Origin of the sequence: Arthrobacter nitrophenolicus (genome assembly GCF_000332815.1) — a bacterium.
In the GTDB taxonomy this organism is placed as follows: Bacteria; Actinomycetota; Actinomycetes; order Actinomycetales; family Micrococcaceae; genus Arthrobacter; species Arthrobacter nitrophenolicus.
This window is the reverse complement of record NZ_AOFD01000053.1, coordinates 1-20,634: the sequence shown is the minus strand read 5'-3', so window position 1 is coordinate 20,634 and position 20,634 is coordinate 1. Positions and strand designations below refer to the sequence as shown.

General features: G+C 66.8%; 11 protein-coding genes and 5 pseudogenes. 8 read left to right on the top strand and 8 right to left on the bottom strand.

All coding sequences use genetic code 11. The features are described from left to right. Positions 1-47: 47 nt before the first annotated feature. The 5 genes and pseudogenes from G205_RS16365 to G205_RS16345 all read right to left on the bottom strand — a co-directional run bounded on the left by G205_RS16365 (position 48) and on the right by G205_RS16345 (position 6,156). Positions 48-476 carry an OsmC family protein gene (locus G205_RS16365; protein WP_009358962.1) on the bottom strand — a complete coding sequence of 143 codons (429 nt, stop codon included), beginning with the start codon at positions 474-476 and terminating at the stop codon, positions 48-50. Between the two features lie 142 nt (positions 477-618). Then, positions 619-968: pseudogene (locus G205_RS16360) on the bottom strand (hypothetical protein). Positions 969-1,118: 150 nt separating this feature from the next. Next, positions 1,119-2,885 (bottom strand): 2-oxoglutarate dehydrogenase, E2 component, dihydrolipoamide succinyltransferase, encoded by a 1,767-nt coding sequence (gene sucB / locus G205_RS16355; protein WP_009358961.1) that lies wholly within the window; start codon positions 2,883-2,885, stop codon positions 1,119-1,121. A gap of 114 nt (positions 2,886-2,999) precedes the next feature. Next, positions 3,000-4,380 (bottom strand): annotated as a pseudogene (gene lpdA / locus G205_RS16350) (dihydrolipoyl dehydrogenase). 252 nt (positions 4,381-4,632) lie between these two features. Continuing rightward, the gene (locus tag G205_RS16345; protein ID WP_009358960.1) at positions 4,633-6,156 is read right to left on the bottom strand and encodes a leucyl aminopeptidase; all 1,524 of its coding nucleotides are present in this window, start codon (positions 6,154-6,156) and stop codon (positions 4,633-4,635) included. A 260-nt stretch (positions 6,157-6,416) separates the two neighbouring features. Here G205_RS16345 and G205_RS16340 point away from each other — a divergent pair, with 260 nt between their 5' ends. The 4 genes and pseudogenes from G205_RS16340 to G205_RS16325 all read left to right on the top strand — a co-directional run bounded on the left by G205_RS16340 (position 6,417) and on the right by G205_RS16325 (position 11,816). Then, positions 6,417-7,355 carry a proteasome assembly chaperone family protein gene (locus G205_RS16340; RefSeq protein ID WP_009358959.1) on the top strand — a complete coding sequence of 313 codons (939 nt, stop codon included), beginning with the start codon at positions 6,417-6,419 and terminating at the stop codon, positions 7,353-7,355. 66 nt (positions 7,356-7,421) lie between these two features. Further along, positions 7,422-8,774 carry an MFS transporter gene (locus tag G205_RS16335; protein WP_009358958.1) on the top strand — a complete coding sequence of 451 codons (1,353 nt, stop codon included), beginning with the start codon at positions 7,422-7,424 and terminating at the stop codon, positions 8,772-8,774. A gap of 76 nt (positions 8,775-8,850) precedes the next feature. Then, complete coding sequence (locus G205_RS16330) at positions 8,851-10,170, top strand: DUF4192 family protein (protein ID WP_009358957.1); 1,320 nt, start codon at positions 8,851-8,853, stop codon at positions 10,168-10,170. 342 nt (positions 10,171-10,512) lie between these two features. Continuing rightward, positions 10,513-11,816, top strand: a pseudogene (locus G205_RS16325) (RNA polymerase sigma factor). Positions 11,817-12,036: 220 nt separating this feature from the next. Here G205_RS16325 and G205_RS16320 read toward each other — a convergent pair. Further along, entirely contained in the window at positions 12,037-12,258 is a 222-nt protein-coding gene (locus G205_RS16320; RefSeq protein ID WP_009358954.1) for a DUF7455 domain-containing protein, read from the bottom strand. A 251-nt stretch (positions 12,259-12,509) separates the two neighbouring features. On the opposite strand from G205_RS16320, the gene G205_RS16315 reads away from it, so the two are divergent. Next, positions 12,510-14,618: a DNA gyrase/topoisomerase IV subunit B gene (locus G205_RS16315; protein ID WP_009358953.1), complete on the top strand. Its 2,109-nt coding sequence runs from the start codon at positions 12,510-12,512 to the stop codon at positions 14,616-14,618. A gap of 42 nt (positions 14,619-14,660) precedes the next feature. Here G205_RS16315 and G205_RS16310 read toward each other — a convergent pair. Beyond that, positions 14,661-15,649: pseudogene (locus tag G205_RS16310) on the bottom strand (M56 family metallopeptidase). 6 nt (positions 15,650-15,655) lie between these two features. Then, entirely contained in the window at positions 15,656-16,042 is a 387-nt protein-coding gene (locus tag G205_RS16305) for a BlaI/MecI/CopY family transcriptional regulator (RefSeq protein WP_009358951.1), read from the bottom strand. A 260-nt stretch (positions 16,043-16,302) separates the two neighbouring features. On the opposite strand from G205_RS16305, the pseudogene G205_RS16300 reads away from it, so the two are divergent. The 3 genes and pseudogenes from G205_RS16300 to cydD form a co-directional block, all read left to right on the top strand. After that, positions 16,303-17,906, top strand: a pseudogene (locus G205_RS16300) (cytochrome ubiquinol oxidase subunit I). 33 nt (positions 17,907-17,939) lie between these two features. Further along, a complete protein-coding gene (gene cydB, locus G205_RS16295; RefSeq protein ID WP_009358950.1) occupies positions 17,940-18,989 on the top strand; it encodes a cytochrome d ubiquinol oxidase subunit II in 1,050 nt (349 codons plus the stop codon). A 1-nt stretch (position 18,990) separates the two neighbouring features. Then, positions 18,991-20,634: thiol reductant ABC exporter subunit CydD (gene cydD, locus G205_RS16290; RefSeq protein WP_009358949.1), on the top strand; the 1,644-nt coding region annotated here is incomplete at its 3' end.

Sequence of the window (20,634 nt, the reverse complement as noted above, 5' to 3'; positions counted from 1 at the left end):
CTCCGGAATCCTCCGGGCGTGCAGGGCCTTTGCCGTTTACCTGGGGATCAGGACTTCAGGGTGGCGTCCATCGTGATGTCGATGCTTGCCAGGGCGCCTGAAACCGGGCAGCCCACCTTGGCTTCGCCGGCAATCTTCTGGAACTCGTCCTCCGAGATTCCCGGGACCCTGGCTTCGACCGTCAGGTGGCTGCCGGTGATGCCGGTACCCGGAACGAAGGTCACGTCGGCCTTGGCACGGACTTCTTCGGGAGTGTGTCCGGCCTTTGCAAGTTCATTGCTGAAGGCCATGGAGAAGCAGGCCGCGTGGGCTGCGGCAATCAGTTCCTCAGGGCTGGTCTTGCCGTTCGCCGCCTCGGTGCGGGCTTTCCAGGTGACATCGAACGTGCCCAGGCCCGAGGTGGCCAGGCTGGTGGTGCCGGCACCTTCCGTCAGGTTGCCGTTCCATACTGCATTAGCTGAACGTGTTGCTGCCATGTTCACTCCTCAAGTCGATGTGTACCGGGGCAGGCCGCTGCCTGGACCCCGCCGTTTTCCATCCTAGGGACTTCACCCGGCGGGTGCATCCGTGTCCGCTCCCGGTGGATTGTGACTCCGGGGGACGGGAAACGGATGGGGGTCAGTTCCAGATGGTGGCGATGGCGATGTTCAGCAGGGCCAGGCCGCCCACGGCATGGGCCAGGCCGGGGCTGACGTCCTGGCCCGCCTTGTACTTCCGGCGGCCGATGAAGGCGAGGACGCCGACAACCACGGCGATGACGAGCTTGATGCCCAGCTTTGCGTAGTTGGCATCCATGTCGAGGGCCGGGATGAGGCCCATCAGGCGACGCCGGTGAGGAGTTGCAGCATGGCGCCGTCGAACTGGCGGGGGTGGACGGTGGGCTTCTTCATCTGCCCGATCCAGATGCCCACGATCATGGCCGCGCCGACGATGTGCAGGAAAACCACAATGTTGTAGAGGATGTTCATGGGACCAGTGTAGCCAGTTGTTCTACGTCCGGTAGTAGACGCGCTGACCCGCCGGCGCAATGCCTGCAGCGCCTTAAACGACGACGGCGGCGCCGGCCGCAGGTGGTTGTCCCACCGTTGGCCCGCACCGCCGTCGTCCGTGGCTGGCTGCTACAGTCCCAGGTCCGCTTCGAAGGCGCCCTCTTCAAGGCGGGCCTTCAGGGTCTGGAGGAAGCGGCCGGCGTCTGCGCCGTCCACCAGGCGGTGGTCGTACGTCAGCGACAGGTACATCATGGAGCGGATGGCGATCGAGTCGTCACCGTTTTCGTCGGCAACCACCACGGCGCGCTTGACGATCGCGCCGGTGCCGAGGATGCCCACCTGCGGCTGGTTGATGATCGGGGTGTCGAACAGGGCGCCCACGGAGCCGATGTTGGTGATGCTGAACGTGCCGCCGGACAGCTCGTCCGGGCCGATCTTGCCGTCGCGGGTACGGGCTGCGACGTCGGCGATCTTGCCGGCCAGGCCGGCGAGGTTCAGGTTGCCGGCGTCGGAGATGACCGGTACCAGCAGGCCCTTGTCCGTGTCCACGGCGATCGCCAGGTGCTCGGCGTTATGGTACGTGATCTCCTGCTTGTCCTCATCGTAGGCAGCGTTGAGCTTGGGGTGCTGCTTGAGGGCCTCGGCAACAGCCTTGGCGATGAAGGGCAGGAAGGTCAGCTTGGTGCCGTTCTGGGCCTGGAACGAGTTCTTGGCCCGGGCACGCAGCTTGGCGATCTTGGTCATGTCCACTTCGTGGACCTGCGTCAGCTGGGTGGAGATTTCCAGGGACTCGCGCATGCGGCGGGCGATGACCTGGCGGATGCGCGGAGCCTTCTGCGTGGTGCCGCGCAGGGAGGAAACAGGAGCGGAAGAAGCGGCCGGGGCGCCTGCTGCCGGTGCTGCGGCCGGAGCGGCGGCAGGTGCTGCCTTCGCCTCGGCAGCGGCGATGACGTCCTGCTTGCGGATGCGGCCGCCGACGCCGGTGCCGGAGAGGGAAGCGATGTCGACGCCGTGCTGGTTGGCCAGCTTGCGGACCAGGGGAGTGACGTAGCCGGACTCGCCTCCTGCCGACGGGGCTTCGGCTGTTGCCGGTGCGGCCGCGGGGGCGGGTGCTGCCTGCTGCGGAGCCTCTTCCTTCGGAGCCTCGGGTGCAGGTGCGGGCTTGGGGGCCTCTTCCTTCGGGGCTTCCTGGGCGGGGGCCTCCTGGGCGGGGGCGGCCGGAGCAGCCTGCGGAGCCTCCGCGGGAGCAGCGGCGGCGCCGGAACCGATGACGGCCAGGACGGAACCAACCTCAGCGGTTTCATCCTCGTTGACGCGGATTTCCTGGAGGGTACCGGCTACCGGGGACGGGATTTCGGTGTCCACCTTGTCGGTGGAGACCTCCAGCAGGGGCTCATCAACCTCGACGCTGTCGCCTACGGCCTTGAGCCAGCGGGTGACGGTGCCTTCGGTGACGCTCTCGCCCAGGGCGGGGAGGGTGACTTCGTGGCCTTCGCCGCCGCCGGCGGGTGCCTCCGCGGCCGGTGCGGCAGCCGGAGCTTCCTGTGCCGGAGCTGCCGGTGCAGCAGCTTCCTGGGCAGGGGCTTCCTGTGCCGGTGCCTCTTCGGCCGGGGCAGCCGCTGGGGCTTCTTCTGCCGGTGCAGCCGAACCGCCGCCGGAGCCGTCGCCGATGCGCACCAGGGGTGCACCAACCTCGGCGGTCTCGTCTTCGCCCACCAGGATTTCCTCAATCACGCCAGCTACAGGAGAGGGGATTTCAGTGTCTACTTTGTCGGTGGAAACCTCGAGCAGCGGCTCGTCCACCTCTACCCGGTCACCTACCTGCTTGAGCCAGCGGGTGACGGTTCCTTCGGTGACGCTCTCACCGAGGGCGGGCAAGTTAACGGATTCAGACATGTCGTCCCCGTTCTCCTTATTGATCTTTAGTGCGATTGAATGCTGCCTGATTTTGAGCCTGGTGCCCCGGGTTTTCCGTGCCGGGTGCACCAGGCTCGATGGTGCTGCGGAAAATCAGCCGTGGAGCGGCTTGCCCGCGAGTGCCAGGTGGCTTCGCCCAGGGACTCGTTCTGGGTGGGGTGTGCGTGCAGCAGCTGGGCCACATCCTCCGGGTAGGCTTCCCAGTTCACGATCAGCTGGGCCTCGCCCACCTGTTCGCCCATGCGGGCACCGATCATGTGGACGCCCACCACGGGGCCGTCCTTCTGCCGGACCAGCTTGACCAGGCCGGACGTGCCCAGAATGGAGCTCTTGCCGTTGCCGGCCAGGTTGTATTCCTGGGTCTGCACCTGGTCCTCGCCGAACTTCTCCTTGGCGGCCTTTTCGGTGTAGCCCACGGTGGCGATTTCGGGTTCGGAGTAGGTGACTTTGGGGATGTTGATGTCCTCGACGATCACGGGCTTCAGGCCGGCGATTTCCTCGGCCACGAAGATGCCCTGCTGGTAGCCGCGGTGCGCAAGCTGGACGCCGGGAACGATGTCGCCCACGGCGTAGATGTTGCCCACGCCGGTGTGCAGGCGCTCGTTGGTGATGACGAAGCCGCGGTCGATGGTGATGCCGGCTTCCTCATATCCGAGGTTGGCGGTGACGGGACCGCGGCCGACGGCGACGAGGAGGAGGTCCGCTTCGAACGTCTTGCCGTCCACCAGGGTGACCTTGACGCCGTTCTCGTTCTGCTCGACGCCCTGGAAGAACACACCGGTGGAGAACTTGATGCCGCGCTTCTTGAAGGCGCGCTCGAAGTTCTTGACGATTGTGGCGTCCTCGTTGGGCACCAGCGAGGGCAGGCCCTCGACGATGGTGACGTCAACGCCGAACGACTTCCAGACCGAGGCGAATTCAACGCCGATCACGCCGCCGCCCAGGATGATGGCGCTCTTCGGGATGTAGTCCATGGTGAGGGCCTGGTCGGAGGTGATGACCTTGCCGCCAATTTCGAGGCCGGGCAGCGTGCGGGAGTAGGAGCCGGTGGCCAGGACGATGTTCTTGCCCTTGTAGCGGTGCCGTTGACCACGACGGTGTCGGTGCCCTGGAGCTTGCCTTCACCTTCGATGACGGTGATGCCCTTGGACTTGATCAGGCCCTGAAGGCCCTTGTACTTGCCGGCGATAATGCCGTCCTTGTACGCGTTGACGGCATTGATGTCGATGCTGTCCAGGGTGACGTTCACGCCGTACTTGGCGGAGTCACGCGCGTGGTCCGCCAGTTCGGCGGAGTGGAGCAGGGCCTTGGTGGGGATGCAGCCGTTGTGCAGGCAGGTGCCGCCCAGCTTTGCCTTTTCCACGAGGCCGACGGTGAGGCCAAGCTGTACTGCCCGCAGCGCTGCAGCGTATCCGCCGCTGCCGCCACCGAGTACCAGGATGTCGAATTCTTGCGCAGTTGCCTGATCGGCCACTTAAACGCTCCCTCGCGTGAACGATGACGCGTTTCTGCGCGCATCATCTGGTCTTGGAACTTGCACTGCCGTGATTATGTCAGCAGGGCAACTCTCTTGCATTTGTGACTACCGTGGTTCACCTTAGCGAACCACTTATCCATGCTCCACCTTGGCACAGTGTTTGGGGAGCGCTTTGTGTCGAGTGTCACGCGGCATTGTGGCAGAGGGATCACCCCGCGCCACAACGCCGCGCGGCACTGGCCGGGTGCGTCAGGCGGCCGCCAGGATGTCCTCAACGTAGGCCACCAGGGTCCGGACCGTGCAGCCCGTGCCCTGCTTGTGCGTGTAGCCGTACGGGCTGCCGTTGTTAAAGGACGGGCCGGCGATGTCGATGTGTGCCCAGGGAATCTGCACGCCGTCCTTGTCCTTGCCCACGAATTCCTGCAGGAAGACGGCTGCGGTCATCATGCCGCCGTGGCGTTCGCCGATGTTGGCCAGGTCCGCCACCTGGGAGTCGAGGCTGGGGCGCAGTTCCTCCGGCAGCGGCATCGGCCAGACAAGTTCCCCCGCGCGGTCGGCCGCCGCCTTGAGGGCCGTGGTGACGACCTCGGAGCCCATGATGCCGGCGGTGCGGTTGCCCAGGGCGATCAGCTGGGCGCCCGTCAGGGTGGCGACGTCGATAATGGCGTCCGGGAACTCGCGGCTCGCCGCTACGATACCGTCCGCCATGACCAGGCGGCCTTCGGCGTCGGTGTTCAGGACCTCCACGGTCTTCCCGCCGAACATGGTCAGCACGTCGGCGGGCCGGGACGCGGCACCCGAGGGCATGTTCTCGGCGATGCACAGCCAAGCGGTCGCCTTGACCGGCAGGCCCAGTCCGGCGAGGGCCAGGACAGTGTTAAGGACGACGGCGGCGCCCGCCATGTCGCTCTTCATGTCGCCCATGCCGAGGGCCGGCTTGATGGAGATCCCACCGGTGTCGAAGGTGATGCCCTTACCCACCAGGGCGATCTTCGCCGTCGCCCGGGCGGGGGAGTACTCCACCTTGACCAGGCGGGGCTGGCGGGAGGAACCCTTGCCGACGCCCATGATGCCGCCGAAGCCTTCCTTCTCCAGCCGATTCTCGTCCCAGACCGTCACCTTGACGGGAAGGCCCTTGGCCAGGTCCTTGGCAGCCTCGGCGAATGTTTCGGGGTACAGGTGGCTGGGCGGTGTGTTGACCAGGGAGCGGGTGGCATTGACGGCCCGGCCGATCAGGGCGGCGCGCTTCAGGGCAGCATCGAGTTCCTTCTGGTCGGCCACATCGGTGAAGACGATTGCCTTCGAGACCGGATCCTTCAGGCCGTCCTTCGCGGACCGGAACTCCGTAAAGGAATAGGCGCCCAGCGCGGCGCCCTCGGCGACGGCGGCGACGTCGGCCACCGACGCCGTCGGGAAGGCCAGGGCAACCGTGCCCAGCCCGGCCAGCTGGCGGACAGCGGAACCGGCGGCGCGGCGGAGGGCCTCGCCGGTGGGTGCCGTGCCGGACGGAACCTTGCCGACACCGGCGAGGACGAGGATGCCGGCGCCTGTCTCGGGGAGGCCGGGCAGGCGGACGATCTGGTCTGCGGCGCCGGTCACCCCGAGCGACTTGAGGGAATCGGTGAGCGCTTCGGCGGACTTCGCGGCCAGCGGGTTGTCCAGGAGGACCGGCCCGTCCGTACCCTGCCCCACGCCGATGACCACTGCGTCGCTGGGGCTCTTTTTCAGGTCCCGGGAGAGGGTACTAAGGTTGATTTCCGTATTCTTGACCACAGGGATGAGTCCTCAATTCTCGAAGATCGGTACGGGCAGGGGTGCATGTTCGGCGCTCTGCCATGGAAAGCCGGATGACGGCCCTTCCGGATGCCATCCGGGGAGGTGCAAGGCCGCCTGGCAGGCCAGTTCCGATCGTAGCCCTTGGGTGCGCCGGCCGAAGAATCTTCTGAGATGTGCGCCACAGCGCCGCCCGGAATGCCCGGCCGTCCGCCCGCGTTGTAATTGATGTCCACCCGCATCCATGAAAGGAACATGCCGTGCTTGAACGGATCTCCGGCTCCCTGCTGGACCCTGACGCGCTCTATGCGAGCAACATCGAGCTGTTCCACAGCCCGGAGCTCCGCGGGCTGAACCTGGTGATGGGCTTTACCGGATTCGCCGACGCCGGACACGTGGTGAAGCAGGTCAACGCCGAGCTGCTCGACTCCCTCGATGCCCAGCCCGTTGCCGTTTTCGACGCGGACCAGCTGATCGACTACCGGTCCCGCAGGCCGCACCTGACCTTCGTCGAAGACCACCTCCAGGACTACCAGGAGCCGCGGCTGGCGCTGTACCGGCTGGTTGACGGCCTGGGCAAGCCCTTCCTGCTCCTGGCCGGGTTCGAGCCGGACCTGCAGTGGGAGCGGTTTGCCCGTGCCGTCGTCGGGATCGTGGAGAAGCTGGACGTCAACCTGGTGACCTGGATCCACTCCATTCCAATGCCGGTCCCGCACACACGGCCCATCGGCGTCACCGTGCACGGCAACAGGCCCGAGCTGATCGAGGGCATCTCCGTCTGGAAGCCCACCGTGGAAGTTCCGGCCGCCGTGGGCCACATCCTGGAGCTCCGGCTGGTGGAAGCCGGGCGGAACGTTGCCGGCTACGTCATCCACGTCCCGCACTACCTCGCCGAAGCGGAGTACCCGGCCGCGGCGGTGGCCGGCCTCGAGTACCTCGGCGCCGCAACGTCCCTCATGCTGCCCACGGACCGGCTGCGCGAGGCGGGCCGTGAAGTGACACGCCAGATCGCCGAGCAGATCGACGCGTCGGACGAGGTCCAGCAGGTGGTGTCACGGCTGGAGACCCGCTACGACGAAAAGGCTGACGGCATCGTGCGCCGCTCGCTGCTCGCCGACGAAAATGACGAACTGCCCGACGCCGATGTGCTGGGCGCCGCCGTCGAGGCCTACCTTGCCCGGGAGAACCCGGGGCAGTAGGCCTCCCGGGCGGCAGCCGGCGCGCAGCTGCGGGGGTGCCGCCGGGCATGCGGGCATAATGAAGACGTGACTGCACCCCGCGCTTGGCTGATCTGGACCGTTGGAATCTTCGGGTACCTGGTGGCCGTGTCACAGCGCACGTCCTTTGGCGTCGTGGGGCTTGAGGCCACGGAACGGTTCAATGCCACGGCCTCCGCCATCTCCTTCTTTACCGTCCTGCAGCTCCTGGTCTACGCGGCGCTGCAGATTCCCGTGGGACTCCTGGTTGACAGGTTCGGCTCGCGGGCAATGATCGCCGGCGGCGCCGTCCTCATGGGGATGGGCCAGCTGCAGCTTGCCTTCGCCGACAGCATCCCGGGCGGAATCCTGGGCAGGGTCCTGGTGGGTGCCGGCGATGCCATGACATTCATCTCGGTGATCCGCCTGATCCCGCTCTGGTTTGCCCCGGCGCGGGTACCCCTGGTCACCCAGCTGACGGGCATGACCGGCCAGCTGGGCCAGCTGGTGAGCGTCATCCCGTTCGCCTTCGTCCTGCATGCGGCCGGCTGGACCCCGGCCTTCCTGATGCTGGCGGGGCTGTCCGCCCTGGCAGTGGTCCTGGTGGTGGTGCTCCTGAAGGACGTCCCGCCGGGGACGGAGCGGCCGCAGGCGCAGCAGGGGCTCAAGGCCACTGGCATCTCCCTGGCCAGGGCATGGCGCCAGCCCGGAACACGGTTGGGCATGTGGAGCCATTTCACCATCCAGTTCAGCGGCACGGTGTTCGCCATGACCTGGGGCTACCCGTTCCTGATTTCCGGCCAGGGCCTGGAAGCCGGCACGGTGGCCGGGCTGATGGGTCTTTACGTGGCTGCCGGAATGGCCGTGGGTCCGTTCATCGGCCGCTTCGTGTCGCGGCATCCCCTCCGCCGCTCCACCCTGGTCCTGCTGATCGCAGGCACCACCGCCACCGCGTGGGCCGCGGTCCTGCTGACTCCCGGGCGTGCCCCCCTGTGGCTGCTGGCCGGCCTGGTGGTGGCGCTCGCCATCGGCGGCCCGGGCTCCATGATCGGCTTCGACTTCGCCCGCACCTTCAACCCGGCCCACCGGATTGGAACCGCCACCGGCATCGTGAACGTGGGCGGATTCATCGCTGCGCTGGTTGCCATCTACCTGATCGGGCTTGTCCTGGACGTCCTGTACGCCAGCGGCTTCTCCAACGGCGTCCTGTACGGGCTTGACCCGTTCCGCATCGCCCTGAGCGTGCAGTTCCTGCTGCTGGGATTCGGGGCCACAGCCATGCTGGTGTGCCGGCGCAAGGTCCGCCGGCAGATGGCGGCCCAGGGGGTGGTGGTTCCACCGCTGCGGACGGCCCTGGCCCGGCAGCGCCGCGAGAACCTCGCCCGCCGCCGGCAGACGTCTCCTCCCGACAGCGGCGACTAGTCCTCCACCGGCGGGACTACCCACATAGGGAAAATTCCTGCTGAAGCGCCTGCGCCATCGGGCCAATGCTGGAGCCATGACAGCTCCTGAACAACTCAGAATCACCGGACCCGAGGATGTCCTCGGGTACATACCCCATTCGCTGGGTTACTGGCCCAAGGGCAGCCTGGTGGTCATCACCATGCAGGGCAAAAGACTCGGCGCCACGCTCCGGCTCGACCTGCCTGCAGGCCCGGTCCTGGCCAACCCGGGCAGATACCTTTCGACGGTCCGCGGCTATTTGGAGGCTGACACGGAGGCGGACGGCACCCTGGTGGCAATCTTTACCGGCGGCGCCGCTGCATCGGCGTCCGCCACCTACGGCCACTTTCTTGCAGAACTGGACTCCATACTGTCCGCGGCGATGCCCGTCAGGGAGGCCTGGTACGTCGGCACCGACTACTGGCGGGAGGCGTATTGCATTGATGCCACGTGCTGTCCCTTCCCGGGCAGGCCGCTCCAGGAGATCCTGGACAGCCCGCTGAATGCGGAAATGGTGTACCGCGGCAGCAGCGTGGGTCCGGCCCCCGAACCGCAATCCGCCCCTGCACACTCCAAATCTGCACAATCCACCTCTGCACAATCCACTACTCCGCAAGGCGCCACCGCCTGCACCGTCCCGAGCCTGCACCGGGAGGCCGTCCTTGAAGCCGAGGCCGGGTGGGCTGGAGAACTCGACCTCCGCAGGGGGAGCAGGGCGCAGCTGCTCGCAGTCCTCGACCTCTGGGAGGCTGTGCTCGCCAGGCCGCAAGGGGAACCATGGCTTCCGGAGGTGGAACGCGACGCGTTCCTGCGGGCATCCCTGCTGATCCCGGGCTGGCGGGACGCGGTCCTGGTGATGGCAGCTGCAGGGAAGAACGCAGCCGAAGCGGGGGCCGCCGTGTTCGGCATCGTCAAGGACGGCGCGGATCTCCGCCCGGTGACTCCGCCAGTCCCGTTTCCGGCTGCGGATCCTCCGTCAGTGCTGCAGCGGCCGTTCCCGGCTCCGGTGCATGCCGTGGCGGACCATGGAGTCGCGGGCGTGAAGGCGAACAGCCCTGCCGGCGCGAACCCGGGCTACGCCGACGTGCTGATGGGCGTCCAGCCTGATGTGCCGGACTGGGCTGCCCTCGATGCCCTGGACGTGGTCCTCGATCACCTTGCAGCGGTGGGCGGGCCTGCCGCCGCGGCGGCGCTGACGGTTCGCGGCTGGATCTCCTGGTGCCGCGGGCGGGGGTCCTACGCCGCCGCGCATTTTGCCTCTGCCCTGGAAGTCCAGCCGGGGTACCGCTTTGCCGAGCTCCTGCTGGAACTGGTGGGCCGTGGAGCAATCTGCGGCTGGGCCGGACGGAAAGAAGCGGCCTGGCAAAAATTCTGAACGGATGCCCCACGCCTGGCCTGGAGCAGCTGGCAACGACTGTATACGCGGACAGAGGGCATCGGGCGGTGCACGGGATGCGGGGTGGGCCCCGCGGCGGTGATTCGGTCACGGAGAGGCCCGATCCGGGGAAAACATGAGACAATGGATGCCGAGACCCGGTTGGTCCGTGTATCGAGTGCCTGTGGATGTGCCCTCCGGGGAACATTGCAGCGGCTTCGGCAGTTGTCTTAAGTGACTCTGCCGGCCGTGGTGGCGCTTGGTTTTCACCACGGACTTGACAGGGTCATAGTGGTGTTGCCCGTATGGCGATTCCACAGACCACCGCTAGAAAGGTTTTCTGTGACCCCGTCTTCCACGAAGAAGGACCCCGCCGCCCAGGACGATGTGTCCCCCGAGGACAAGCAGGCTGCGACCGGCGCCAAGCGGGCAGCCACCAAGGCATCTGCCGGCGCGGACGGCAAGCGCGAGCCGAAGAAGCGCGGGCCCAAGCCTGGCGCCAAGGCGGCGGCCGAGGCCGCGAACAAGGCATCCGCCGGTGACGTTGACCCCGACGAGGCAGAGGACGTCGAGGATCTCGACGACATCATCCTCGAAGGACCGGAAGCGGTTGAGGAGGCCGACGCCGACGCTGACGCCGATCCCGCCAAGGCCGTTGCCGGCAGCGGCAAGGGCTTCGTCTACTCCGATGCCGATGACGACGACGCCCCGGTGCAGCAGGTCATGTCGGCGGGTGCCACCGCTGACCCCGTCAAGGACTACCTCAAGCAGATCGGTAAGGTCGCACTGCTCAACGCCGAGCAGGAAGTGGACCTTGCGCTCCGCATCGAGGCCGGGCTGTTTGCCGAAGAGAAGATTGCCGCCGATGACGGCTCCATGGACCGAAGTACAAGCGGGAACTGGAATTCATCATCCATGACGGCAAGCGCGCCAAGAACCACCTGCTGGAGGCCAACCTCCGCCTCGTGGTGTCGCTGGCAAAGCGCTACACCGGCCGCGGCATGCTCTTCCTGGACCTCATCCAGGAAGGCAACCTGGGCCTGATCCGTGCAGTCGAGAAGTTCGACTACACCAAGGGCTTCAAGTTCTCCACCTACGCCACCTGGTGGATCCGTCAGGCCATTACCCGCGCCATGGCGGACCAGGCCCGCACCATCCGCATCCCGGTCCACATGGTTGAGGTCATCAACAAGCTCGCCCGCGTGCAGCGCCAGATGCTCCAGGACCTCGGCCGCGAACCCACGCCCGAAGAGCTGGCACTCGAACTGGACATGACCCCCGAGAAGGTCGTGGAGGTCCAGAAGTACGGCCGCGAGCCCATCTCCCTCCACACCCCGCTGGGCGAGGACGGCGACTCCGAGTTCGGCGACCTGATCGAGGACTCGGAAGCCGTGGTTCCGGCCGACGCCGTGAGCTTCACGCTCCTGCAGGAGCAGCTGCACTCTGTGCTGGACACCCTGTCCGAGCGCGAAGCCGGCGTGGTGGCCATGCGCTTCGGCCTGACCGACGGACAGCCGAAGACTTTAGACGAAATCGGCAAGGTCTACGGCGTCACGCGTGAGCGCATCCGCCAGATCGAATCGAAGACTATGTCCAAGCTGCGCCACCCCTCGCGGTCGCAGGTGCTCCGGGACTACCTGGACTAGGACGCAGCACGGCAACGCGGGCCATTCCGCGCCAGGGAACGAAAGTTTCCAGGCGCGGAATGGCCCGCGTTCGCTGCTTAATGTGGAGCTGCCGGTGGGCCTGCAGGGCAGCACAAGAATTCATCGCGGGGTCCGGACGCAGGTGAAAGACGCGGTTTAAAAGAGGAATGGGACCCCTCCGAAAGGAGGAATCCCATTCCCTGGATAAGTCTCGGTTCGCCTAGTCGACTTCTACGGCAGCCTTCTCATGAAGCTTGGCCGTCTCATCGTGCCAGTCGGAGCTCAATGGTTTGAGGGTAGCCTCGACCGCACGCGCGTGGTGGGCGCAGAACAGCAACTCACCGCCGGAGGACTCGAGTACAACCCGCACATATGCCTGGGCTCCGCAACGATCGCACCGGTCGAGGGCGTTGAGTGTGCGGTCCGCCACTGCTGTTGTCATATCGGCCTCCTTAGTAGATCAGTACGTCTATATAACCAGTATTCGTAACAAAACCATCGCAAGGATGGGGCAAGTTCGCTGTGCGCGTATCCCCAAGGTTCGGTCAAGATTCACCCAGCAGCCCGGAAAAGTGCCCAAGTGGCGCGGTGCACAGGCCCTGCGCAGTGTGGCAGCCCGCCGACCGGGCCGCGGCCGACTACCCTAGAGGGAGCGCTTTGAGCGCCCGCTTTACCTGAAGGAGTTCAACACCAGTGGCACCAAGTTCTGACTACACTGCCCGGCACCTGTCTGTGCTGGAGGGCCTGGAAGCCGTCCGCAAGCGCCCGGGCATGTACATCGGTTCCACCGACTCCCGCGGCCTCATGCACTGCCTCTGGGAAATCATCGACAACTCCGTGGATGAAGCACTGGCCGGGTTCGGCCACGACATCAGGATCATCCTGCACGCGGACAACTCAGTGGAAATCCACGACGACGGCCGCGGCATCCCCATCGACAAGGAACCGAAGACCGGACTCACCGGCGTCGAAGTGGTGTTCACCAAGCTTCACGCGGGCGGCAAGTTCGGCGGCGGCTCCTACACTGCCTCAGGCGGCCTGCACGGTGTGGGCGCATCGGTGGTCAACGCCCTCTCCTCACGGCTGGATGTTGAGGTGGACCGCGGAGGCAAGACCTACAAGATGTCCTTCCGCCGCGGCGAGCCGGGCCGGTTCCAGGACACCGGCTCCCGGGTGGATCCGGCCGCGCCCTTCACCCCGTTCGTGGAGGACTCTGTCCTTGACGTTGTGGGGAAAGCCAAGCGCGGCGTCACCGGCACCAGGATCCGGTACTGGGCGGACCGGCAAATCTTCACCCCGGACGCAAAGTTTTCGTACGACGAGCTGGTGGCCCGCGCCCGGCAGACGTCCTTCCTGGTTCCCGGGCTCAAGCTCACTGTCCGCGACGAGCGCAGGATTTCCGGAACCCCGGGTGAAGGCGGACCCCACGAGGAAGTGTTCCACCACGACGGCGGCATTTCCGAGTTCGTCGACTTCCTGGCGGCCGACCCCGCCGTCACCGACGTGTGGCGGCTGCACGGCGCCGGCAAGTTCAAGGAAACCGTCCCGGTGCTGGACGAGCGCGGGCACAGCCAGCTGGCTGAGGTGGAGCGCGACTGTGAAGTGGACGTTGCCCTGCGCTGGGGCATCGGCTACGACAGCACCGTCCGCAGCTTCGTGAACATCATCTCCACTCCCAAGGGCGGCACGCACCAGTCCGGCTTTGAGCAGGCCCTGGTGAAGACCTTCCGCAAGGCAGTGGAAAGCAACGCCCGCAAGCTCAAGGCCGGCAACGACAAGATCGAAAAGGACGACATCTTCGCCGGCCTCACGGCAGTCCTCACGGTCCGGCTCGCGGAACCGCAGTTCGAGGGTCAGACCAAGGAAATCCTGGGCACCTCCGCAGTCCGTGCCATCGTTTCCAAGGTGGTGGAGCGCGAAATCAACGCCAAGCTCACCTCCTCGAACCGGAACGACAAGGCGCAGACGGCACTGCTGCTTGAGAAGATCGTCAACGAAATGAAGTCGCGCATCTCGGCGCGCGTGCACAAGGAGACCCAGCGGCGCAAGAACGCGCTGGAAACCTCTTCGATGCCCACCAAGCTTGCCGACTGCCGGACGGACGACGTCGAACGTTCCGAACTCTTCATCGTGGAAGGCGACTCGGCGCTGGGAACCGCCAAGCTCGCCCGGTCCTCCGACTTCCAGGCCCTGCTGCCCATCCGCGGCAAGATCCTGAACGTCCAGAAGGCTTCGGTGGGGGACATGCTCTCCAACGCCGAGTGCGCCGCGCTGATCCAGGTGGTGGGCGCCGGTTCCGGCCGCAGCTTCGATATCAGCGCCGCACGCTACGGCAAAGTCATCCTGATGACGGACGCCGACGTCGATGGCGCGCACATCCGCACCCTCCTGCTGACCCTGTTCTTCCGCTACATGCGCCCCATGATCGACGAGGGCAGGGTGTTCGCCGCCGTGCCGCCGCTGCACCGGGTGGAGGTGATCAACGCCGGCCAGAAGGCCAACGAGATGATCTACACCTATTCCGAGGCTGAACTGCATGTGCTGCTGGCGCGGCTGGCCAAGGAAGGCAAGCGGTACAAGGAGCCCATCCAGCGGTACAAGGGCCTGGGCGAGATGGACGCAGAGCAGCTGGCCGAGACCACCATGGACCCGCGGCACCGGACCCTGCGCAAGGTGGGCATCGAGAACGCCAAGCAGGCGGAGGAGATTTTCGACCTCCTGATGGGCTCTGACGTCTCCCCGCGCAAGGACTTCATCATCGCGGGCGCCGCCAGCCTGGACCGGGAGCGCATCGACGCCTGACGGAACGGTTGAGCCCGTCGAAACCCAGTAGTTTCGGAAGGCTCAGCCGAGCAGGCCCGGAACCACCAGCAGGGCCGTGGGAAGGGCCAGCAGGAGAATGCAGCCGGTCAGGACCAGGCTGCGCACCGCTGCCGGCAGCTGGGGCTGCGGCGACAGCAGCCGGCTGACCCGCGAAGCGTGGTCCGTGCTGAATCGGACGCCAGGACGCCGTTACCCGGGTCCAGGCCGGCGAGGGCAGCGGTGGAAGCAGTGGGGGCGAGCTCCGAACCGGTACCCTGCGCCGAACCGCTCGCAACAATGGCGATGGCCTTGATCAGGGTGGCTTTGCTCTCGCTCTTGAGGGCGACGTCGTCCGCCAGCATCTCAATGAGTGAGTTAACGGACTCCTGCGCCAGCCGGGTGGTGGGGAGCCAGGGCAGGGCCTGCCGCCAGGCCGCAAAGGCCCACAGGAGCAGGTGGTGCCGCTGGCTGAGATGGGCGTTCTCGTGGATCAGGACCGCGCGCAGCTCCGCCGGCTCCAGGGCGGCCATCAGTCCGTCCGACAATACGGTCACCGAACGGGCGCCGCCGGGAAGGCAGTAGGCCACGGGGGAGTCGTGACTGATCACCAGGGTTGCGGCGTCCTGTCCGGAGGGGGAAGCAAGCAGGGCCAGCAGCTCCCGGTGACGCCGCCGCTGCCGCTCGATCTTGTAGTACGTCAGCAGCAGGGTGAAGACCAGGTGGGCCGTGAGCAGCGCGGCCGCCGACAAAGCGAAAATGTGCCAGAACCCCAGGGCCGTGGTGGGTGCGTTGAACAGCACCATAGCGGCCAGCGCGCGGAGCCCGGCGATCAGGTTGTCGCCGATCGGTTCCAGCCCGTACACCAGCATGGCCCCGATCATGGAGAGCCCGCCGGCGAGGGCGATCGCCTGCCACAGGAGCATGGCCGTGAAGGGGGAGCGCGCGGGCCACTGTGCGCGCGACAGGAGGATGGGTACCGGCCAGGCCAGTACTATCGCCAGGACCGCCAGCAGGTATGAGGCCCAGAACATGGGTGGCTAGAGGTGGCCAAGCAGTTTGCGCAGTGTCTCGGCTTCACCTTCGGATACGGAGCCAATGAAGCGTGCCAGCACGGCTTCGCGGTCCGGAGCCGAGCCCAGGACTTCGTGCATGAGCTCCGCGGTGTGTTCTTCACGGCTGGAAACGGCCTGGTAGCGGTGCGGCCGGGTCCCGCGTTCACGCTCCACCAGCCCCTTCTTCTCCAGCCGGGACAGCACCGTAAGTACGGTGGTAACGGCAAGTTCCTTGCCTTCGTGCGCGGCCGCGCCACCCTGCCCTGACGAAGTCTGCGCAAGCCGGTCCCGCAGGGTATTGGCCGTGGCTGCTTCCTGGCCCGCCCAGAGCAGATCCATCACTGCCCGTTCCAGTTCACCAAGACTTGCCATTGCACTTTTCCTTTGTTCCCCGCACCGTTCGCCCTGCTGGCGCCGGTGACTGCACGCGGTTACTTCAACTACACCTATAAATCTACCCCGAATCGACGCTACTTTCTACGTTGGGTAGAACACGTGGCGCGTCGGCCGATCCCGCGTCATCCTTGTGGAGGGGGCCGGTTTCCACTCCGCGGACCCCTTGTTCTACACTTTGTAGAAGTTAGAGTTCTACGAAACGTAGAAAACTGCATCTGCTCACAGTAGGGACTGCCTTGGACGCCTTGGAAATCGCACGCTGGCAATTCGGTATCACCACGGTCTACCACTTCATGATGGTCCCGCTGACCATTGGCCTGGGCCTGGTGGTGGCCATCATCCAGACCGTCTGGCACCGCACCGGCAAGCCGGAGTACCTGCGCATGACCAAGTTCTGGGGAAAGCTGTTCCTCATCAACTTCATCATGGGCGTGGCCACCGGCATTGTGCAGGAATTCCAGTTCGGCATGGCCTGGAGCGAATACAGCCGCTTCGTGGGCGACGTCTTTGGCGCCCCGCTGGCCCTCGAAGCCCTGCTTGCCTTCTTCGTCGAGTCCACCTTCCTGGGACTGTGGATCTTCGGCTGGAAGCAGCTCAAGCCCGCCATCCACCTGGCCTGCCTGTGGGTGGCCGTGATCGGCTCAATGTTCTCCGCCTACTTCATCATCGTGGCCAACAGCTGGATGCAGCACCCGGTGGGCGTGGAAATGGTGGACGGCCGGCCGGTCATGACCGACGCCTGGGCCGTTTTCACCAACAACACCGCGCTGGTGGCCGTGCCGCACACCCTCTTCGGTGCGCTGGCCGTGGCCGGCGGCTTCCTCCTCGGCATCGCCTGGTACCACCTCTGGCGGAGGCGGCGCGACGGCGTCGACACCGTGGGTGCCGACGGCAAGGTCATCCCGGGGGAGTCCGCTGCCATCCCCGGCCGCGACCGCGCGGACCACACGGTCTGGATCCGGTCCCTGCGGATCGGCGCCGTGGTGGCCATGATCTCCTTCGCAGGCACCGCCCTCACCGGCGACCTCCAGGGCAAGCTCATGTTCGAACAGCAGCCCATGAAGATGGCCGCAGCGGAGGCGGCCTGCCACGACGGCACCGGATTCTCCGTCCTCAGCATCGGCAACCTGGCTCCCAGGACTGTGATGACATCGTGGCCCTGATCGAAGTTCCCGGCATCCTGTCCTACCTTGCCAAGGGCGACTTCACCACCGAGGTCAAGGGCGTCAACACCCTGCTCCCCGAGTACCAGGCCAATTACGGCACCCACCTTCCGGACAACCCCATCTACGGCGAACGTGCCGGCCAGGAAATCGACTACCTGCCGGTCATGGAAGTCACCTACTGGGGCTTCCGCATGATGATCGGCTTCGGCGGGCTCGCGGCCCTGGCAGCACTCGTGGCCCTGTGGCTCACCCGCAGCGGCACCGTTCCCTCCTCCCCGTGGCTCATGCGGCTGGCCGTCCTGGGCATCATGGCGCCCTTCGGCGCCAACGCGGCCGGGTGGATCTTCACCGAGATGGGCCGCCAGCCGTTCGTGGTTGCCCCCAACCCCGATCCCAACGGCATCGACCAGGTGTTCATGTTCACCGCTGCGGCCGTCTCCCCGGGCGTCTCGGCAGGGGAACTGCTGGCCTCGCTCATCACCCTGACCGCCGTATACGCCGTCCTGCTGGTGGTGGAGGTGAAGCTGCTGGTCAAGTACGTCCGCGGCGGCGTGGTCTCCGCCATGCCGGAGCTCGCGCACATCCCGGCGGACGAGAACGAGGACGCCACGCCGGGCCCCGGCGGACCGGGCGGCGCCAAACCCGCCGACGACGTCCTGGCCTTCGCCTACTAGCCGCAGCCGAACTGAACGCAGAGGAAACGAACTATGGAACTGCTGCCGACCATCTGGTTCATCGCCATCGCGGTGCTGTGGACCGGGTACCTCTTCCTTGAGGGCTTCGACCTGGGCGTGGGAATGCTGATGAAGGCCTTCGCCCGGAACAACACCGAACGCCGCGTGCTGCTCAACACCATCGGGCCGGTCTGGGACGGCAACGAGGTCTGGCTCCTCACGGCCGGCGGTGCCACGTTCGCCGCCTTCCCGCTCTGGTACGCCTCCCTGTTCTCCGCCCTCTACCTGCCGCTGCTGGTGGTCCTGGTGGCCCTGATCTTCCGTGCCGTGGCCTTCGAATACCGCGGCAAGGTGGACACCGACCGCTGGCGGGCCCGGTGGGACTGGGCCATCGCCCTGGGATCCTTCTTCGCCGCCTTCGGCGTTGGCGCAGCCCTCGCCCTGACCACCACCGGACTGCCCCTGAATGCGAACGGCGACCGCGAGGGCGGCCCCTTCGCCTGGTTCAGCGGCTACGCGGTCCTGGGCGGGCTCGCCGTGGTGGGCTTCTCGCTGGTCCATGCCCTCGCGTTCCTGGCGCTGAAAACCGACGGCGAGGTCCGGCACCGCGCCCGGCAGTGGTTCGTCCGGCTGCTCCCGGTCCTGCTCCTGCCCATCGCGGCCTGGGCGCTCAGCATCCAGTTCCTGGACGGAAAACCGTGGACCTGGGCAGCGGTCCTGCTCGCCGTTGCAGCGGCCGCCGCAGCCTGGCTGCTGGCCCGTTCCGGGGCGGAAGGCAAGGCCTTCCTGGCGCTTGGCGTATTCCTGGTCCTCGGAACGGCATCCATCTTCGGCGCGGTGTTTCCCGTGGTCCTGCCGTCCACCCTGGACGGGGCCTTCGACCTCACCATTTCAAACGCCTCCTCATCGGACTACACTCTGGGCCTTATGAGCATCGTCGCCGCGTTCGGCCTGCCCCTGGTGATTGCCTACCAGGCCTGGACTTACTGGGTGTTCCGCCGCCGGGTCAGCGCCGCGTCCATCCCGGAGGCCCACAGCTTCCTGCCGGCAGTGGCCGCCAGGGCGTTCACCACCAAGGGCTGACGTGCGGCCAACGTTCCCCGCCGGTCCCGCCACCCGCTCCGCCCTCTACTGGCTCGGGCTCCTGGCCGCGCTCAAGGCGCTCTCGCTGGTCCTCATGGGCCAGGCCGTGGCTTCCGCCCTGGCGGGGCTGGCCGCAGGGGAACCGGACTGGGCCGGACAGATGATCCCGGGTCTGGCCGGGGTGGTCCTGCGCTCCCTCACCGTGTGGGGACAGGCCGTTGCTGCCCGCCGGGCTGCCCTGGGCATCAAGGAGGAACTGCGGTCCGGCCTGCTCGAACGTGCACTGCGGAACGGCACCCGGGGCACCGGCCCGGCAGACGGCGGCCTGGCGGTGCTGGCCACGCGGGGACTGGACGCGCTGGACAGCTACTACACCCAGTTCCTGCCTGCCCTGGTGAACTGCGCCGCCATCCCGCTGCTCCTGGGCGCCCGGATCCTCTTTGCCGACTGGGTCAGCGCCGTGGTGATCGTCCTCACCGTGCCGCTGGTGCCGCTCTTCATGGTGCTGATCGGCCGGTACACCGAGGACAAGGTGCGCGAGGCGCAGTCCGCCCTGGCCCGGCTCTCGGCCCACATGCTGGAACTGGCCAAGGGACTCCCGGTCCTGGTGGGACTGGGCCGCGCGTCCGCCCAGCGCAGGGCACTCGAAAAGATTTCCGAGGAGTACCGGTTCCGCACCATGGGCACCCTGCGGACCGCCTTCATGTCCGCCCTGGCCCTTGAGCTGATCGCTACCATCTCTGTTGCCGTCGTGGCCGTGTTCATCGGCGTGCGGCTGGTGCACGGCGACATGCCGCTGGAGGCCGGGCTGCTGGCGCTGATCCTCGCCCCCGACTGCTACCTTCCGCTGCGCGAACTTGGTACCGCCCACCACGCCAGCGACGACGGCCGCGTGGCGCTCGCAGAGGTCACATCAGTGACCGGGGCACCCGAGCCCCGGCCGCTGACTGCCGTGCGGGCGGGACGGCCGGGTGCCCCCATTACTGTCTCCGCGCTCACGGTCACCTACGGCGGACGGTCCCGGGCCGCCGTCGGACCCCTCGGCTTCGAGGCGCCGCAGAGCCGGATCACCGCGCTGGACGGGCCCAGCGGGGCGGGAAAGAGCACCATCCTGGGTGTCCTGGCCGGGACCATCGGGGACGGCGGCGGCACGTCCGTGACCGGTTCCGTCAAAGGCCTGGACCGTACCGCGGTGGCATGGGTCCCGCAGCATCCCGTGATGGTGGCCGACACCGTACTGGATGAGGTGCTGCTCTACTTGTCCGCGCACGCCCGGAATTCCCGTGACCGGGCGCTCACAGTGGACGTTGCCAGGTCCTGCCTGGCGCGGGCCGCGGCGGGGCACCTCGCTGCCAAACACCCCGCTGAGCTGAGCCCCGGTGAACTGCGCAGGGTTGCCCTGGCCCGCGGGCTGGCCCGGATCGAGGCAGGCGCCACGGTCCTCCTGCTCGATGAACCCACCGCGCACCTCGACGACGAATCGGCCGTGGCGGTGGAGGATGCCATCCGCAGGCTGCGCGGCCAGGCTACCGTGATCCTGGTGGCGCACAATGACCGCACCCGCGCCCTCGCCGACCACCTGGTCCCGGTTGGCGGCCCAGCCCCGGACGTGCCGGCCGCAGCCGTGCCGGGCCGGCAACCGCTG

Coding starts and splice junctions, on each gene's coding strand:
- sucB (WP_009358961.1), bottom strand. CDS start 2,885: ATGTCTGAATCCGTTAACTTGCCCGCCCTCGGTGAGAGCGTCACCGAA.
- cydB (WP_009358950.1), top strand. CDS start 17,940: ATGGAACTGCTGCCGACCATCTGGTTCATCGCCATCGCGGTGCTGTGG.
- G205_RS16365 (WP_009358962.1), bottom strand. CDS start 476: ATGGCAGCAACACGTTCAGCTAATGCAGTATGGAACGGCAACCTGACG.
- G205_RS16320 (WP_009358954.1), bottom strand. CDS start 12,258: ATGACAACAGCAGTGGCGGACCGCACACTCAACGCCCTCGACCGGTGC.
- G205_RS16305 (WP_009358951.1), bottom strand. CDS start 16,042: ATGGCAAGTCTTGGTGAACTGGAACGGGCAGTGATGGATCTGCTCTGG.
- G205_RS16330 (WP_009358957.1), top strand. CDS start 8,851: ATGACAGCTCCTGAACAACTCAGAATCACCGGACCCGAGGATGTCCTC.